Origin of the sequence: Micromonospora sp. NPDC049204 (genome assembly GCF_040647935.1) — a bacterium.
In the GTDB taxonomy this organism is placed as follows: Bacteria; Actinomycetota; Actinomycetes; order Mycobacteriales; family Micromonosporaceae; genus Micromonospora.
The window spans coordinates 284,762-301,407 of sequence record NZ_JBEZDC010000001.1 but is presented as its reverse complement, the minus strand read 5'-3'; the positions used below and the strand labels follow the sequence as shown (position 1 = coordinate 301,407).

Here is a 16,646-nt window from a genome sequence, read left to right as displayed (position 1 = left end):
CGCATGACGAGCACTGCACCCCGCCCGGCCGTCGAGATCCGCGACCTGCACAAGTCCTTCGGGTCCCTCGAGGTGCTCAAGGGCATCGACTTCGAGGTCGGCCAGGGCGAGGTGGTCTGCGTGATCGGGCCGTCCGGGTCCGGTAAGTCGACGCTGCTGCGCTGCGTCGACCTGTTGGAGGAGCCCACGGCCGGCCGGATCTGGGTCAACGGGGTCGAGATGACCGATCCGGACGTCGAGGTCGACGCGGTGCGCCGCGGCATCGGCATGGTCTTCCAGGCGTTCAACCTGTTCCCGCACCTGACCGTGCTGAACAACCTCACCATCGCCCAGCGGCGGGTGCTGCGGCGCGGCCGGGCCGAGGCGGAGCGCGTCGCCCGGGCCAACCTGGACCGCGTCGGGCTGACCGACAAGGCCGACGCGTTCCCGGCGCAACTCTCCGGCGGGCAGCAGCAGCGGGCGGCGATCGCCCGGTCGCTGTCGATGGAACCGAAGCTGATGCTCTTCGACGAGCCGACCTCCGCGCTCGACCCGGAGTTGGTCGGGGACGTGCTCACCGTCATGCGCAAGCTGGCCGAGGACGGCATGACGATGATGGTGGTGACGCACGAGATGGCGTTCGCCCGCGACGTCGCCGACCGGGTCGTGTTCATGGACGGGGGCGTGGTGGTCGAGCAGGGGCCGCCGCAGGAGGTGCTCGGCAACCCGAAGCACGAGCGGACCCGTGCGTTCCTCTCCCGGGTCCTCGATCCGACCCGTGTCGCGCAGCTCGGTCAGCCTGACCAGGCGCCGGAGCCGCCGCAGGCGTCGGGCCTGCCGGCGGACGACCGCCGTCAGCTCTGACGATCCCTCCCGTACGTCTGTCCGCCGGGCCGCCTCATCGCTGAGGCGGCCCGGCGTCGTTCTGTGCGTCGTCGGATGGGCGACGGCAGGTCAGGATCATGTCAATCGAAAGACGTCGTAATGTCAAGGTAATCTTTTTGCAACCAGACCTGGACTTTCGTCGATGGACTACATAAGTTGCAGACATCCACCGAAAGCTCTGAGTCTTCCGAGCAAAGTCCGCGACGAGCCTCACCTCAGTCGTGCTGCCGCCCCCGTGCTCGGCGGTCGTTGCACCCTGTCCTCGTCGCGTCTTCGCCCGGTCGGGAACGGAGACCCATGGACGACCATGCCGTTGGCTCCCAACGTCATCTGTCCCGCAGATCCCTGATCGCCACCGGGGCGCTCGCCGCCGGTGCGCTGGGGGCAGCCGCCCCCGCGATCGGCACCGCGTTCGGCCCCAGCCCCGCACGGGCCGCCGCCGGTGTCACGAAGAAGGTCACCATCTACGCCGAGCAGTTGCCCGGCGGCCTGTTCGGCTACGGCCTGGCGCCTGGCCAGGCCACCGTGCCAGGTCCACTCCTGGAGATGTACGAGGGTGACACCCTGGAGATCACCCTGGTCAACACCACGAACCAGCGGCTCTCCATCCATCCGCACGGGGTGGACTACAGCACCGAGTCGGACGGCAGCCCGTTGAACGCCTCGTTCAACAACCCGGGCGAGACGCGGACGTACGTCTGGCGCTCGCGGGAGATGGTCGCCGCGGCGGGCCGCCGGTTCATGCCGGGCAGCGCCGGCTACTGGCACTACCACGACCACGCCATGGGCACCGACCACGGCACCGCAGGCGTGGCCAAGGGGCTGTACGGCGCGCTCATCGTCCGCCGGCGGGGCGACATCCTGCCGGAGAAGCAGTTCACCGTCGTGTTCCACGACATGTCGATCAACAACCGGATGGCACCGGAGACGCCCATGTTCGAGGCGAACCTGGGCCAGCGGGTGGAGTGGATCGCCATCGGGCACGGCAACCTGTTCCACACCTTCCACCTGCATGCCCACCGCTGGGCGGACAACCGCACCGGAATGCTGGAGGGGCCGGCCGACCCGAGCCTGGTCATCGACAACAAGGACCTCAATCCGGGCAGTTCGTTCGGCTTCCAGGTGCTGGCGGGGGAGGGAGTCGGACCGGGGGCGTGGATGTACCACTGCCACGTGCAGAACCACTCGGACGGCGGCATGGCCGGGATCTTCCTGGTGCGCAACGCCGACGGCAGCATGCCGCCGGGCGCCGAGGAGGCGATCCACCGGTTCCAGGGCCACACCCACACGCACGGAAGCTGACCCAACCGAAAGTGGGGACGGGGATGACCAGACAACCACGACGAGTCCTTGCCGCGATAGCGGCCTTCACGGCACTGATCCCGGCATCGACGGCGGCAGCCGCACCGGGAGCGGCGGCCGCGCCACGACCGGCAGCCGCCCCGCAGGCGGCGCAGCAGACAGCGGTCCTCGTGTTCCATGGCCCGGCGGCCGAGCAGCAGGACCCGGTGGCGCGCGCGGTCGACACCATCAAACAGCTTGGTGCCGGTCATGACATCGATGTCACGGCCACCACGGATCCCGGTGTCTTCACCGCGGCCGGGCTGTCGGCGTACCGCAGCGTGGTCTTTCTCTCCGCGACGGGCGCCGCGCTCAACCGCGACCAGGAGTCGGCGCTACAGGGCTACCTGAAGGCCGGCGGCGGGTTCGTCGGCATCGCCGACGCCGCCCGCGCCCAGGTCGACTCGGCCTGGTTCACCGGCCTGATCGGCACCCGCCCGGCGGGCGCCATTCCGGCGGCCGAGCCGGTGGCGGCGGTGACCGCCAGCGGCGAGAACCCGCCGACCGAGACCAAGGAGAAGCTGACCGACGGCGACGCCAACACCAAGTGGCTGGTCCGCACCCCGACGGCCTGGGTGGCGTACCAACTGGCCGCGCCCAAGCGGATCACCGGGTACGCGTTGACGTCGGCCAACGACTTCGTCGGGCGGGACCCGAAGGACTGGACCCTGCAGGGTTCCACCGACGGGCAGAACTGGTCCGATCTGGACCGACGCACCGGGCAGACCTTCGGGGACCGGTTGCAGACCCGCCGGTTCGACATCGCCACGCCGCAGGAGTTCAGCCGCTACCGGTTGAACATCACCGCGAACAGCGGTGAGCCGCTGATCCAGCTCGCCGATCTGCGCCTGTTCACCGGCAGCACCAGCACGCCCGAGCCGCCCGCGGTGAACCGCGCGGTGGTCGACATCCTGGACCGGAAACACCCGGCCACGGCGTCACTGCCGTTGACCGTCACCCGCTCCGACCGCTGGGAGAACTGGGACCCGAACCCGATCGGCACGGTGCACACGCTCGCCCAGGTCGAGGAGCGGCACTACAACCCGGGGCCGGCCGCCAACGGCGCCTTCCACCCGGTGTCCTGGTGCCGGGACTACGACGGTGGCCGGTCGTTCTACACCGGCATGGGCCACACCGAGGGCAGCTACGGTGAGGAGGCGTTCCGCGCCCACCTCGCCGGGGCGCTCAACTGGACCACCGGCCGCGTACGCGGCGACTGCCAGGCCACCATCGCCGCGAACTACAAGGTGGAGCGACTCACCGCGGCCAACCAGACCGGGCAGCTGGACCAGATCGGCGAGCCGCACGGGCTCACCATCGCGCCGGACGGCACGGTCTTCTACGTCGGCAAGGCGGCGTGCCCGAGCGGACCGATCGCGGACTGGAACGACCCGAAGGTCGGCCTGGGCTGCGGCACCATCCACTCCTGGGACCCGCGGACCAAGCAGGCCAAGCTGCTCACCACCCTGGAGGTGATGGGCAACCGGGGCAGCGGCTCCGAGCTGGTGAAGAACGAGGAGGGCCTGCTCGGCATCGTGCCCGACCCCGCGTTCGCCGAGAACGGCTGGCTCTACGTCTACTGGATGCCGCACGAGTCGATCGACCGGGTCAAGCGGGTCGGGCAGCGGACCGTCTCCCGGTTCACCTACGACCGGCAGGCGCAGACCATCGACCAGGCGACCCGCAAGGACCTGTTGCAGTTCCCCGTGCAGATCCACAGCTGCTGCCACGCCGGCGGCGGGATGGCGTTCGACGCGAAGGGCAACCTCTACGTCGGCTCCGGCGACAACAACTCCTCCGAGGGATCCCAGGGCTACTCCGGCAACAACTGGACCCAGGAGTACCAGGGCATCTCCTTCCAGGACGCCCGCCGTACCTCGGGCAACACCAACGACCTCGCTGGCAAGATCATCCGGATCCACCCGGAGGCCGACGGCACGTACACCATCCCGGAGGGCAACCTCTTCCCGCCGGGCACCGAGAAGACCCGCCCGGAGATCTACGTGATGGGCGTGCGCAACATCGCCCGCCTGCAGATCGACCCGGAGCACCAGTGGCTGACCGCCGGCTGGGTCGGCCCGGACGCCTCGTCGCCCAGCCCCACACTCGGCCCGGCCAAGTACGAGACCGCCACCATCATCACCTCGGCCGGCAACCAGGGCTGGCCCTACTGCATGGGCAACCGGCAGCCGTACCGGGACCGCAGCAGCACCGACGCGAGCGTGCTGACCGGCTGGTACGACTGCGACAACCTGAAGAACGAGTCCCCGCGTAACACCGGCCTGGTGGACATCCCGGCGGCCCGGGACAACATGATCTGGTATTCGCCGGACGGCGGCGGCCCGGTCTTCCCGAAGCGCACCGACGGCAGCGACCTGCCCACCTACGTGGCGGCCGACGCCACCTACACGCAGCCGTACCTGCGCGGCGGCGGGCAGGCCATCATGTCCGGCCCGACCTACCACCGCGACCGGGTCGACCCGAACAGCACGGTGGCGTGGCCGGCGTACTGGGACGAGAAGTGGTTCATCGGCGACCAGTCGAACGCCGCCAACCGGGTCGCGGTGACCGTCGACCCGGCCGGCGTACCGACGGCCACGCCACCGGTCTACGCCGAGACGCTGCGCGCCATCATCCCGAGCGGTAACGGCGACACCCGGCTGCAGAGCTGGATGGACGCCAAGTTCGGCCCGGACGGCGCGCTCTACCTGCTGGACTACGGAGGCGGGTTCTTCAGCCTGCACCCCAACCAGAAGCTGATCCGGATCACCTACGCCGGCGGCGCGCCCACCCCGGCACCGGCGGCGACCTCGGTGGCCGTACAGAACAAGCCCCTGACCATCGCCTTCGACGGCGCGCGCTCCGGCGGCGTCAGCCACCGGTGGGAGTTCGGCGACGGCGCCACGTCCACCGAGGTGAACCCCCGGCACACGTACGCCAAGGTCGGCACCTACACCGCGAAGCTCACCGTCACGTACGCCGACGGCGAGAAGGCGACGGTGCAGACCGCGGTCACGGTGGGCTGCGCCGTGCCGGACGACCGGCAGAACGTGTGGCTCGGCGACACGGACACCGGGGTGCCCAGCCGCACGGTCGGGCAGGGCTGCACGGTCAACGACCTGATCGACGACGAGAGCACCTGGGCCGACCACAACAGTTTCGTGCGCCACGTGACCACGGTGACCCGTGCGCTGCAGGACGACGGTCTGCTCAACGCCCGCGAGAGCGGCACGCTGACCCGGCTGGCCGCCGCGTCCGAGATCGGGCGCACCGGACACACCGGGTACGAGCCGCTCTTCGACGGCACCGCCGAGTCGCTGCGCGGCTGGCAGCAGGCCCCGACGGGATCGTTCAGCATCCAGCCGGACGGGTCGCTGCGCTCCAGTGGCGGCCTGGGCATGCTCTGGCACACCAAGGAGCTGGGCGACTTCTCGCTGAAGCTGCAGTTCCGGGACATCGCGCCGGGCACCGGACGGGCCAACACCGGAGTCTTCGTCCGGTTCCCGGACCTGCGAACCCCTCTCGACCAGCGGCCACCGGACAGTTGCGGCACGGTCGGGTCGGCCCGGACCTCGCCGGCCTGGATGGCGATCTACTGCGGACACGAGATCCAGATCTACGACGGGGAGACCGGTGAGCCGCAGAAGACCGGTTCGGTCTACAACTTCGACTCGGTGCCGCTCGCCCAGGCCGGCGTCACCCCGAAGAACGTGTGGAACGACTACGAGATCCGCGTGGTCGGCCAGCACTACACGATGATCCGCAACGGCGTGGTGATCAACGAGTTCGACAACACGCCGGGCAAGCAGTCCTCCCGTGCCGGCGATCCGCCGACCGATCTGCGGCAGTTCCTGCGCGGCTTCATCGGTCTGCAGAACCACGGTGACAACGACCTGGCCGAGTTCCGCAACATCCGCGCGCGGGAACTCTAGGAGAAACGATGACCCGACGACTCACGGCCGCGCTGTCGGCGCTCCTGCTCACGGTGATCCCGTTTGCCGCGCCGCCCGCCAGCGCCGCCCCGCGTGTCGCCGCGGACCAGGTGTTGACCTGGACCGCCGACGACAACACCACCCGCTACAAGTCCGTCCCCGCCCAGGCGGTGGCCGGCGCGACAACAATCATCTGGGAGAACAGCGCGGCCACCGGCAACACCACCGGGATGCCGCACACGCTGACCTTCGACACCAGCACCGAGGGCTACAACCACGACGTCACGCTCAACATCCTGGCCAACCCGTTCGACGCCAACGATGGCCGCCACCAGGCGACGGTGAACCTGACGCCGGGCCGGTACCGCTACTTCTGCGCGATCCCGGGCCACAGCCAGATGGTCGGCGAACTCGTCGTCACCGACGGCGGAGGCGGCGGCGACACCACGGCGCCGACCGTCGACGCCGTCGTCTCGGGCGACCGCGACGCCGACGGCAACTACCTCGGCGCGGCCACGGTGACCGTCACGGCCACCGACACCGACTCCGGTGTGGACACCATCGAGTACCAGGTCGACGACACCAGCTTCCAGCCGTACACCCAACCGGTGCCGGTGACCGCGGTCGGCGACCACTCGGTGCAGTTCCGGGCCACCGACCAGGCCGGCAACACCAGCGCGGTCGGCTCGGTGTCGTTCCGCATCGTCGAGCCGACCGAGGAGGACACCACCGCGCCGGTGGTCACGGCCGCGCCGGCCGGCGAGCAGGACGGCGACGGCAACTACCTCGGTACGGCCACCGTCACGCTGACCGCCACCGATGCCGGGTCCGGTGTCGCCACCATCGAGTACGCGCTGGACGGCGGAGCCTTCACCGCGTACACGGCTCCGGTCGTCGTGACCACGGTGGGCATGCACATGCTGCACTACCGGGCGACCGACGTCGCGGGGAACACGTCGGCCGAGCAGATGGCCCACTTCACCGTCGTGGAGCCGCAGGCCGAGGACACCACCCCACCCACTGTCGCCGCCACGGTGGCCGGTGACCGGAACGACGACGGCGCGTACGTCGGCGGCGCGACAGTCACCGTCACCGCCACCGATGACGGCTCGGGGGTGGCGTCGATCGAGTACGCCCTCGACGGCGGTGGCTGGACCGCGTACGGCAGCCCGGTCGTCGTCCGGACCGTCGGCGCGCACACCCTGCGGTACCGGGCGACCGACACCGCGGGGAACGCCGCCGCCGAGCAGTCCACCACGTTCACGGTGGTGGCCGACGGCAGCGACGGCTGTCCCGCCTCGGACACCCGGGCCACCGTGATCATCGACGGTGACGACACCGGAGTGGCGAACGTCGACACCGGCGACGGCTGCACCATCAACGATCTGATCGACGAACACGCCGACTACCCCGGTCACGCCGACTTCGTCCGGCACGTCGAAGCGGTCACCACCGCGCTCGTGACCGGCGGCACGCTCAACCGGCGACAGCAGGGCGCCATCGTCCGGGCCGCGGCCCGATCGGACGTCGGCGCATGAGTCCTCGAATCTCATCGACAGGGAGTACAACGATGCCCGGACGTACCGTCGCCAAGCTGGCCACCGTGAGCGCCGTCATCGCCGCCTCGGTGCTGGCGGTGGCGCCCACCGCACACGCCGACCTGGTCACCCACTGCATCGGCACCGGCGGTGCCGTGACCGTGCCCAACGACCTGCTCGTGCCGGCCGGCGAGTCCTGCGCCCTGACCGGCACCACGATCACCGGCAACGTCACCGTCGCGGCCGGCGCCAACCTGGTGGTTGCCGGCGGCCGGGTCAGCGGTGAGGTACGCGTCGCCGCGGACGGCTACCTCGACGCCACCGCGACGACGATCGACGGCCAGGTGGTGTTGGCCGCCGGCGGGTACGGCGTCTTCCTCAAGGATGCCAGCAGCGGCAACGTGACGGTGCGGCCGAAGGGCACCGCGACCGTCGACAGCTTCCTGTTCGTGGAGGAGTCGACGATCGTCGGGACGGTCACCGCCGGCGCGGGTGAGGTCCGGCTCGACCGGGGCACGCAGGTGCAGCGCAACGTCAGCAGCACCGGCACCTACTACACCGACGTGCACGACTCGTTCGTCGACGGCACCCTCTCGGTGCTGAACAGCGCCACCGGCAGTGTGGTGTGCGGCAGCGCGGTGCGCGGTCGGGCCACCTTCGCCGGCAACCTGGGTGGTGTGCAGCTCGGCCCGAACGGCACCCTCGACAGTTGCGCCTCCGGCGGCTACTGGGGCACGGACGTCAGCGTCACCAGCACCACCGGCGGTGTCACCGTCGACGACAACATCATCAACGGTCAGTTGACGGTGACGGGCAACGACCCGGCCGCCCAGGTGGCCGCGAACAACCGGATCCGCGGCGGCGTGACCGGTGACCAGGCGGCGGCGGGCACCAACCGGGCGGCCCGGGTGGCAGTTCCGGACCGCGATGAGGCGGGCGACGAGCGGGCCGAGCTGCGTCGTACCTCGGCGGTTCAGGAGGCCACCGCGGCCGGCACCGCCCGCCTGTAGCGGATTTCGCGCCGGGCCGGACGCCCTCGGCGTCCGGCCCGGCAGCGGAGGGTACGGGCTTGCTGTGCCTGTCTACCCTCCGGTCATGGCGTACGAGCCGATGATGGTGCCCAGCCCGAAGCCCAACCGCACAGCTCGGACGGTCCTGATCGTCGTCGCCGCGTTGCTGTCGGTGTGCTGCGTGGTGGGCGTCTGCGCCGGCTTCTGGATCTACCGCGGCGTCCGGGACAACGTCGAACCGGCCCGGGCCGCCGCCACGGCGTACGCGGACGACATGCAGGCGGGCAACTACCCGGCCGCGTACGGGCGGCTGTGCGCCAAGGTGCGCAAGAACCTGACGCAGGAGGATTTCGCCCGGATCCAGGCTGCGCAACTGCGGTTCAGCAGTTACGAGATCACCGGCCTGGTCGTCAACAACTACAACGGCCGGGTCACCGCGACAGCCACCGTCGAGGTGGTCCAGGAGGCCACGGGCGCGCGGTTCACGCAGAACATGGCGCTGGTCGAGGAGGACGACAAGTGGGTCGTCTGCCAGTGACGTCGCCGCTACCGCCCGGTCGGCTGGTAGAACTCGCTCGGGTCGTTGGCCAGGGACGCCTTGACGTACGCGCTCCACTCGTCGGCGAGGACGTCGATCCGAACCGGTGCCCTGCGTGATCGGTTGCCTCCTGGCAGGTTCACCGACGAGCCGTCCGCGAGCTACGCTCAAACCTGACGCTGACGTGAGAGACAAGGTTGTGTGGCGGGTGTCACCGACCGGGGGGAGGGGCCGTGCGCATCGGTGAGCTGGCCGCGCAGACCGGGGTGTCCGTGCGGGCCCTGCGCTACTACGAGGAGCAGGGGCTCCTGACGGCCGCTCGCAGCAGCGGCGGGCAGCGCCACTACCCGCACAGCGCGGTCGACCGGGTCCACCTGATCCAGACGCTGTACGCCGCCGGCCTCGCCAGCCGTACCATCCTGGACCTGCTGCCCTGCGTCGACGCGAACGTCAACACCCCGGAGTCCCGGGCCATGCTGCGCGCCGAACGCGACCGCATCGATCAGCAGATCGCCCAGCTCCGGCAGGCCAGGGACCGGCTCGAGGCGGTCATCACCCTCAGCGAGAGCCCGGCGAGTGGCTGCACCCGGACGGAGGTCGACACCCTCGTGTCCGCGACGGTGCACCACTGAGTAACCGGCAGCAGTCGCGGGGTGCCGTCGGCACGCTCAGGTCTGGGCCAGCTCGGGGATGCCGTAGTGCTGGTCGAGGACCTGCATGGCGGCGCCCGCGGCGATGGCGTCCGCGCCGAGACCGGACAGGCTCACCCGGGTCCGGAGCCAGTCCACGCGTCGCGCGTCCGCCTGGACGGCCTCGGTGACGGCCGCGAGATAGGTCTCCGGGTGCCGGAGGAGATCCGCGCCCGCCAGCACCACGTGGGCGAGGTCGAGGGTCTGGAGCAGGTTGACGACGCCCACCGCCACGACGCGGGCGGCACGTGCCAGGTCGCCGGCCTCGGTGGCGTGGCGGTGCACGATCTCCAGGCAGCCGTGCCGGCCGCAGACGCAGCGGGGACCGTCCAGGTCGACAACGGTGTGGCCGAACTCTCCCGCGTTGGTGTGCGCGCCCCGGTGGGCCGCGCCGCCCAGCCACAAGCCCCCGCCGATCCCAGACTCGATCATGATGAGCGCCGCGTCGCCGAACGTCGCGCCGTGTCGCCAGGCTTCGGCCGTGATCCCCGCGGTGACGTCCTTGTCGAGGTGGACGGGTAGGTCCAGGTGCTTCTCGGCGATCTCGCGCAGCGGTACGTCGTGCCAGTGCCGCAAACCGTGGGCGCCGCGGACCAGGCCGTGGGCGTGGTCCAGTGGGCCGATCATGCCGATGCCCACGCCGGTGAGTCGGTTCCGGACGTCGGTGCTGCCGATCATCGTGTCGATGCCGGAGCGCAGGGCGTCGAGCAGGTGCGGCGGGGTGAAGTCGCCGGGCAGCGGGCTGACCGCCGAGCGGCGCACGGTGCCGGCGAGGTCGACCAGGACCAGCCGCAGTGTGCGCCGGGCGACGTGGGCGCCGATCGCGTACCGGCTGTCGGGGACGAGTTCGTAGACGATGGCGGGCTTGCCGACGCCCGGCCGGCGGGCACCGGTGGGACGGATCAGGCCGTCGGCGCCGAGGCGGGCGATGACCTTGGAGACCGCCTGGGGGGTCAGGCCGGTGGCCTGGACCACTGTCGAGCGCTCGAAGCATCGCGCGGTACGACCCACGCCCAGCACCAGTGCCTGGTTGTAGCCGCGCAGGAACCTGACGTCCGCAGTGATGCGAGTCATCTCGACACCCTATTACGCAACGCTGTTGCTAAATTTTCTCGGTGATCGAGTTGAGCAGAGGTCGACGGGTGGCGGCGCTTGTCGCCCTGGCACTGGGTGGCGTCGCGATCGGCCTGACCGAGTTCGTGGCGATGGGCCTGCTGCCCGACATCGCGCGCGGTCTGCTCTCGCGGGAGTACGCCCAGTCGTCGTCCGGGGCGGTCGCCCGAGCGGGTTGGATGATCACCGCGTACGCGCTCGGCGTGGTCGTGGGCGCGCCCCTGATCGCCGCGCTGAGCGCACGCCTGCCCCGCAAGAGGCTTGTGCTCGGGCTGCTCGTCCTCTTCGCCGTCGGCACTGTCGGTTCCGCGCTCGCCCCCACCTTCGAGCTGGTGCTGGTGGCGCGGTTCGCGGCGGCGCTTCCGCACGGCGCGTACTTCGGCGCGGCCGGCCTGCTCGCGGCGTCGCTGATGGGCCCCGGTAACGAGGCCCGCGGCTTCGCCACCGTGCTCAGCGGCCTGACCGTGAGCAACGTGGTCGGCGTACCCCTCATCACGCGCCTCGGGCAGGCGACCAGCTGGCGCGTCGCGTACCTGGTCATCGCCGGTGTCTTCGTGCTCACCCTGCTGGCGGTGCTGGCGGTCGTCCCGGAGGTCGCCGCGGCGGTCGACGGCTCGCCGGCCGCCGAGTTGCGGTCGCTGCGCACCTCGCAGGTCTGGCTGGTCGCCGCCACGGGCGCGGTCGGGTTCGCCGGGTTCTTCGCGGTGGACAGCTACATCGCACCGGTCACCACCGACGTCGCCGGGCTCTCCGCCGCGACGGTGCCGTGGGCGCTGGTCGCGGTGGGTCTCGGCATGACCGTCGGCAATGCCCTCGGTGGGTGGTTCGCGGACCGCGACCTGCGGCGCAGCATGGTCATCGGATTCGTCGCGATGATCGTGAGCATCACCGCGTTCAGTCTCGTCGCGTCAAACCCGGTCGGCCTGTTCGTGGGCGCGTTCCTGGTCGGTGCGACGAGCCTCTACCTCGGCCCGGTCCTGCAGGCCCGCCTGATCACCGTCGCACCGGGCGCGCAGTTGATGGGTGCGGCGGTCAACCAGTCGGCCATGAACATCGCCAACAGCCTGGGCGCCGCCCTGGGCAGCGTCGCCATCGCCGCCGGGCTCGGTTACCTCGCGCCCGCCCGGGTGGGTGCGGTCCTCGCGGTCCTCGGGTTGGTCCTGGGGCTGGTCAGCTTCGCCGTCGGCCGACGGACGCGCGAGCGGGTCCCGGCCACCGTCTGAGGTGGCCGGGCGCCCGCGGCGGGCGGTTCAGAAGTCGTCGACGTTCACCGTCACCCGATGGGCGCTCGACCTCCAGTTGGGCACGTTGACCACCTCGTAGCCGCCGCCGCGCTGACCCACGGTGATCCCGACGAGGCCGAGGTGCGCCGGGGCGGCCGGGATGAACACGTCCACGCCGGTGATGAACGTCTGGCTGAAGAACTCCGGCAGCGGAGCGGTCAGGTCGGTCACGCCGTCGCTGTGGTCGTCGAAGGCGAAGATGGCGATCGTCCTCTTGACGCGTGGCGTGTTCGCCGCGTTCAGGACATCCCTGCCGTTGATCCACAGGCGGTCGCCGGCGTCGCCCTGGTCGCCCCACCACTCCTTCTGGCGCTGGATCGTCAGCGCGGTGTGCCGGTCGCTGGTCTCGACGAGTGCGCTGAGGCCCTCGCCGGGCACGCTTGTCGTCAGGCGCAGGAACGAGTCCGAGCGGCGGAACGGCTGGACGTAGAAGTGGTGCGTCGCCGCGCCCGGGCGCACGACCGCGAACTCGTAGCGGGCCGTGGCGAGGACCGGGACGGGACCGAACGAGCCGTCGCCGCTCAGCGGCACCCGGTGCGCGGGCCGCTGCGACAGTCGACCGCCGGTCAGCGGGCTGACCGGGTAGACCTCCAGGGTCGCGTCCGTGACGCCCACGTTGCTCGGGAAGAGCACCGCGCGGCCGGACACCCGGGCGGTGCCGAAGAGTTGCGGCACGATCCGCGTCGTGTGCGGCGCTCGACCACGCAGAAATCGGAAGATCTCGTCGAACGACTCCGGCGACGACACGGTCTGGGTGTGCGACTGGTCGGGCAGGTGCACGTTCGTCGCGCCGACGATGGCGCGGGCCGGATCGCCCTCACCCCAGATCGCGAGGGTGGGCACCCCGCCGGGAGGGGTCGCCGCAGTGCGTCCGTCCAGGTTCACGTAGTGCGCCACCCGGGCGGCCCGCGCCGGTGAGCTGGTGAGATAGCCCTGCATGACGAAGGTGCCCAGGGAGTGCGCGAGCAGGTCGACCTGATCCGCGCCGGTCGCGGCCAGCAGGCGGGAGATCCGTGCGTCGAGTCCCGCGTACACCTGGGGCAGGATCGTGGCGATGTTCGGTGAGTCGTACTCGTGGGCCTCGATGATGTCGATCGGGTAGCCGTTGCTGGTCAGACGTTTGGCCTGGGACTGGAACTGCGCGGCCGACCCGGCGCTGCCGTGCACGAAGACCACCGGACGGTACGCCGGCGGGGGCGCGGCCTCGGCGGCACGCGGGACGGGGGCGACGGACAGACCGGCGGCGAGCGTGACCCCGGCCACCGTGGCGAGCAATCTCCGGCGAGACGTGTGCATCGGTCCTCCACCGTACGAGACGAAGTATTTGCACTGCTAGCGCAAGTATCGTGTCAGGGTGAGGTTCGGCGGTCCATACCTGCCGCCCGTGGTCAGCTGACCTCTCTGGCGAGCAGGTCGCCGACCGCGGCCCGGACCGGATCCGGATTGGCCCAACTCCAGTTGGGGTGCGCGCGGTTGGTGAGCAGGGCGAGGACGAGTTTGCGGTTGGGGTCGACCAGGAGCGAGGGGCCGGCGAAGCCGGTGTGGCCGAAGGTCCGGGCCGAGGCGAGTCGGCCCATGAACCAGCTCTGGTTGAGGACGACGCCGAGGCCGTGCGCGGCGGTCCGGTTGGGTCGCTCCGGGTCGACCGCGGGTTTCCCGGCGTTCTGGTTGGTGAGCATCCGGCGCACGGTCGCCGCGGCGAGGATCCGCTTGCCCTGGTGGGTGCCCCCGTCGAGGAGCAGTTGGCCGATGACCGCGAGATCGGTGGCGGTCGCGAAGATGCCGGCGTGGCCGGCGATGCCGCCGAGGTGGTTGGCGACGTCGTCGTGGACGGTGCCCCGGAGCAGGCCCCGCGACGAGCGGGCGTCGGTGGCCACGAGCCGATCGGCCTTCGCGGTGCCGGACAACCAGGTGTTGGGGTTGAAGCCGGTGTCGCGCAGGCCCAGGGGGCCGGTGAGGTTGCTCTTGAGCGCCTGGTCGAGCCGCTGACCGGTGGCCTTCTCGACGATTCGGCCGGCGACCATGAGCCCGACGCTGGAATAGCGGAACGTGTCCCCGGGCACGGCGCCGGAGACCAACCCGGTGGTGAGCACGGCGTTCCAGCGGGCGGCACTGTCGGCAAGGCCGGTGACCTTGGCGCCGACCGGCAGGCCGCTGGTGTGGGTCAGCAGCATCTCGACGGTGACGCGTTCGGTGCCGGCTCCGGTGAAGCCCGGCAGGTAGTCACGGACGGGTGCGCCCAGGTCGACGCGGCCCTTGTCGACCTGCTGGAGCAGCAGGATGGCCGTGTAGACCTTGGTCACCGAGGCGAGGTCGAAGATGGAGTCGGGACGCATCGCGACCCGCTGGCTCGCCGTAAGAAGCTTCGGGCCCGCGCCGTAGCGCAGCGCCTCCCCGACGGCGGTGTGCACGGTCGTCTTCCCATCGACCAGGACGACGGCGACCGCACCGGGGAAGCCCTTGTGCGCAACGGTCTGCGAGGTGGCGGGGAGGTGTTTGCGGAGCAGCGCCGTCACGCCCTGCGCGTACCGGGCCTGGCCGGCTGGCACGGCACCGCCACTCGGCGACGCGGCGGCGCTCGGCGATCCGGACGGGGCGGTGGTGTCACCGGCCGAGCCGAAGCCCACCCGGTTTCCGGCGGCGTCCGTCGCGGTCACCGCGCCGCCGGGATCGCCCGGACCGGGCTTCGGCGGACCGTCGTCACCGCAGCCGGCGAGGGCGGAGGTCGCGACGGCCAGACCGGCCCCGAGCAGAGTACGACGCGCAATGGGCATGCCGGGAATCGTGACAGTTGACATCGACGTGCGCCAACCGAGCCCTCCAACCTCGGTCACGCCCCGCCACCGGCCAACAGATGGTCACCATGCAGACACGTTCGGTAAATGTGCGGTGGTTGTGCAACGATCGGCGGGCGCCACACCGACCGACCATCCATACCCTTGGAGAGCACGATGCCCCTCTCCCGCGCCCGGATCTTCGCCGAGCTGAACGCGGTGCGGCCCCCGGATCAGCCGTCCCCGGTACTGGGCACGGCAGTCGTGGTCGGCGGCAGTGTCGCCGGCCTGCTGGCCGCCCGCGTGCTCTCCGACTACGCCGACAGCGTCGTCATCATCGACCGGGACGACCCGCAGGTGAGCGGCGCGCGCCCCGGCGTACCCCAGGGGACGCAGCTGCACGCGCTGCTGCCCGGCGGCTCCCTCCAGTTCGAGCGACTGTTTCCGGGCTTCCGCGAGGAGGCCCTGGCGCGCGGGGTCGTCGAGGCGCCACCCGCGTCTCGGCGCAACTACCTCGACGGTCGCCTGCGGGTCGTCGTCCCCGACGACGCCGACAGCCTGGCCGGCAGCCGGCCGCTCCTGGAGGGACTGATCCGGCAACAGGTGCTGCGACTGCCGAACGTCAAGACGGTCACCGCCCGTGCCACCGGTCTCGTGTTCGACGGCACCGTGGTCACCGGGGTCCGTTGCGACGTCGGCGGGGTGCCCGGCGTGGAGAGCGGTGACCTCGTGGTGGACGCCATGGGACGGTCGAGCAGGCTGTCGGCCTGGCTGGAGCAGGCCGGCTGGGAGCGGCCGGCCACCCGGCGGATGACCGTGCACCTCAACTACGCGACGGCCCTGTTCCGGCGCCCGCCGACGGCCCCGGCCTCGACCGTCGCCCTGGCGCTGAACAGCCCGAGGATGGCCTCGGACGTCGCCGGCGCCGCGTTCTTCGCCATCGAGGACGGTCGGTGGATGGCCATGATGGCCGGCTACGGTGACAACCGCCCCGGCGCCACGGCAGAGGACTTCGTCCGCCGACTGCGGGAGCAGTTCCCCCCCGAGTTCGGCGACGTCGCCGACCAGGAGATGATCGGCGACGTCCAGACCTACCACCACGCCGACAGTCGACGGCGCGAATTCTCCGCGCTGCGGCGCTTCCCGGGCGGGCTCGTCAGCGTGGGCGACGCCGTCGCCTCGTTCAACCCGGTGTACGGGCAGGGCATGACGGCGGCGGCCCTGCACGCGGCCTGCCTGGCGACGTACCTGCGCGGTCGCCCGGATCTGACCGCCCCCGCCCGGGAGTACCTCGCGTTGCAGAAGGTCGTGGTCGACGCCGCGTGGTCGACGTCGACCACGGCCGACCTCGCGCTGCCCCACGTCGACGGGCCCTACCCGCGCGGACACCGGATCACCAGCTGGGCCAGCCGCCAGATCATCACCGCGACCGTCACCGACGTGGCGATCGCCCGACGGTTCAACCAGGTCGTCTCCATGCGGGAACACCCACTCACGCTGGCCCGGCCCGGCGTGCTCCTCGGCGCACTACGGGCCAACCGGCGTGCCCACTGACGAGCGGCCG

The 16,646-nt window shown here is 71.0% G+C and carries 13 protein-coding genes; 9 read left to right on the top strand and 4 right to left on the bottom strand.

From position 1 onward, the window contains the following. Nucleotides 1-3 precede the first annotated feature (3 nt). The 6 genes from AB0A90_RS01460 to AB0A90_RS01435 all read left to right on the top strand — a co-directional run bounded on the left by AB0A90_RS01460 (nucleotide 4) and on the right by AB0A90_RS01435 (nucleotide 9,223). Entirely contained in the window at nucleotides 4-843 is an 840-nt protein-coding gene (locus tag AB0A90_RS01460; protein ID WP_357239807.1) for an amino acid ABC transporter ATP-binding protein, read from the top strand. 318 nt (nucleotides 844-1,161) lie between these two features. Further along, a complete protein-coding gene (locus AB0A90_RS01455; RefSeq protein ID WP_357239804.1) occupies nucleotides 1,162-2,166 on the top strand; it encodes a multicopper oxidase domain-containing protein in 1,005 nt (334 codons plus the stop codon). A 23-nt stretch (nucleotides 2,167-2,189) separates the two neighbouring features. Further along, nucleotides 2,190-6,137, top strand: a complete 3,948-nt coding sequence (locus AB0A90_RS01450; protein WP_357239801.1) for a ThuA domain-containing protein — start codon at nucleotides 2,190-2,192, stop codon at nucleotides 6,135-6,137. An 8-nt stretch (nucleotides 6,138-6,145) separates the two neighbouring features. Next, nucleotides 6,146-7,675: a plastocyanin/azurin family copper-binding protein gene (locus AB0A90_RS01445; protein ID WP_357239798.1), complete on the top strand. Its 1,530-nt coding sequence runs from the start codon at nucleotides 6,146-6,148 to the stop codon at nucleotides 7,673-7,675. A 32-nt stretch (nucleotides 7,676-7,707) separates the two neighbouring features. After that, the gene (locus tag AB0A90_RS01440) at nucleotides 7,708-8,685 is read left to right on the top strand and encodes a hypothetical protein (RefSeq protein ID WP_357239796.1); all 978 of its coding nucleotides are present in this window, start codon (nucleotides 7,708-7,710) and stop codon (nucleotides 8,683-8,685) included. An 85-nt stretch (nucleotides 8,686-8,770) separates the two neighbouring features. Then, entirely contained in the window at nucleotides 8,771-9,223 is a 453-nt protein-coding gene (locus AB0A90_RS01435; RefSeq protein WP_357239793.1) for a hypothetical protein, read from the top strand. Between the two features lie 8 nt (nucleotides 9,224-9,231). On the opposite strand, the gene AB0A90_RS01430 is transcribed toward AB0A90_RS01435, so the two are convergent. Beyond that, nucleotides 9,232-9,366: a hypothetical protein gene (locus AB0A90_RS01430; RefSeq protein WP_357239791.1), complete on the bottom strand. Its 135-nt coding sequence runs from the start codon at nucleotides 9,364-9,366 to the stop codon at nucleotides 9,232-9,234. A 90-nt stretch (nucleotides 9,367-9,456) separates the two neighbouring features. Here AB0A90_RS01430 and AB0A90_RS01425 point away from each other — a divergent pair, with 90 nt between their 5' ends. Further along, nucleotides 9,457-9,855, top strand: coding sequence for a MerR family transcriptional regulator (locus tag AB0A90_RS01425; protein ID WP_357239788.1), 399 nt, complete (start codon nucleotides 9,457-9,459; stop codon nucleotides 9,853-9,855). A 36-nt stretch (nucleotides 9,856-9,891) separates the two neighbouring features. Here the strand turns inward: AB0A90_RS01425 and AB0A90_RS01420 are convergent, their stop codons facing one another. Further along, nucleotides 9,892-10,986 carry an ROK family protein gene (locus AB0A90_RS01420; RefSeq protein WP_357239785.1) on the bottom strand — a complete coding sequence of 365 codons (1,095 nt, stop codon included), beginning with the start codon at nucleotides 10,984-10,986 and terminating at the stop codon, nucleotides 9,892-9,894. 41 nt (nucleotides 10,987-11,027) lie between these two features. Here AB0A90_RS01420 and AB0A90_RS01415 point away from each other — a divergent pair, with 41 nt between their 5' ends. Continuing rightward, nucleotides 11,028-12,248: an MFS transporter gene (locus tag AB0A90_RS01415; RefSeq protein WP_357239782.1), complete on the top strand. Its 1,221-nt coding sequence runs from the start codon at nucleotides 11,028-11,030 to the stop codon at nucleotides 12,246-12,248. A 27-nt stretch (nucleotides 12,249-12,275) separates the two neighbouring features. Here AB0A90_RS01415 and AB0A90_RS01410 read toward each other — a convergent pair whose 3' ends face one another. Both AB0A90_RS01410 and AB0A90_RS01405 read right to left on the bottom strand, forming a co-directional pair. After that, the gene (locus tag AB0A90_RS01410) at nucleotides 12,276-13,604 is read right to left on the bottom strand and encodes an alpha/beta hydrolase (protein WP_357239779.1); all 1,329 of its coding nucleotides are present in this window, start codon (nucleotides 13,602-13,604) and stop codon (nucleotides 12,276-12,278) included. Nucleotides 13,605-13,696: 92 nt separating this feature from the next. Further along, the gene (locus AB0A90_RS01405; RefSeq protein ID WP_357239776.1) at nucleotides 13,697-15,082 is read right to left on the bottom strand and encodes a serine hydrolase domain-containing protein; all 1,386 of its coding nucleotides are present in this window, start codon (nucleotides 15,080-15,082) and stop codon (nucleotides 13,697-13,699) included. Between the two features lie 177 nt (nucleotides 15,083-15,259). On the opposite strand from AB0A90_RS01405, the gene AB0A90_RS01400 reads away from it, so the two are divergent. After that, nucleotides 15,260-16,636, top strand: coding sequence for an FAD-dependent oxidoreductase (locus tag AB0A90_RS01400; protein WP_357239773.1), 1,377 nt, complete (start codon nucleotides 15,260-15,262; stop codon nucleotides 16,634-16,636). Nucleotides 16,637-16,646 lie beyond the last annotated feature (10 nt).

Coding starts and splice junctions, on each gene's coding strand:
- AB0A90_RS01450 (WP_357239801.1), top strand. CDS start 2,190: ATGACCAGACAACCACGACGAGTCCTTGCCGCGATAGCGGCCTTCACG.
- AB0A90_RS01435 (WP_357239793.1), top strand. CDS start 8,771: ATGGCGTACGAGCCGATGATGGTGCCCAGCCCGAAGCCCAACCGCACA.
- AB0A90_RS01410 (WP_357239779.1), bottom strand. CDS start 13,604: ATGCACACGTCTCGCCGGAGATTGCTCGCCACGGTGGCCGGGGTCACG.
- AB0A90_RS01445 (WP_357239798.1), top strand. CDS start 6,146: ATGACCCGACGACTCACGGCCGCGCTGTCGGCGCTCCTGCTCACGGTG.
- AB0A90_RS01455 (WP_357239804.1), top strand. CDS start 1,162: ATGGACGACCATGCCGTTGGCTCCCAACGTCATCTGTCCCGCAGATCC.
- AB0A90_RS01405 (WP_357239776.1), bottom strand. CDS start 15,082: ATGCCCATTGCGCGTCGTACTCTGCTCGGGGCCGGTCTGGCCGTCGCG.
- AB0A90_RS01440 (WP_357239796.1), top strand. CDS start 7,708: ATGCCCGGACGTACCGTCGCCAAGCTGGCCACCGTGAGCGCCGTCATC.
- AB0A90_RS01400 (WP_357239773.1), top strand. CDS start 15,260: ATGCCCCTCTCCCGCGCCCGGATCTTCGCCGAGCTGAACGCGGTGCGG.
- AB0A90_RS01460 (WP_357239807.1), top strand. CDS start 4: ATGACGAGCACTGCACCCCGCCCGGCCGTCGAGATCCGCGACCTGCAC.
- AB0A90_RS01420 (WP_357239785.1), bottom strand. CDS start 10,986: ATGACTCGCATCACTGCGGACGTCAGGTTCCTGCGCGGCTACAACCAG.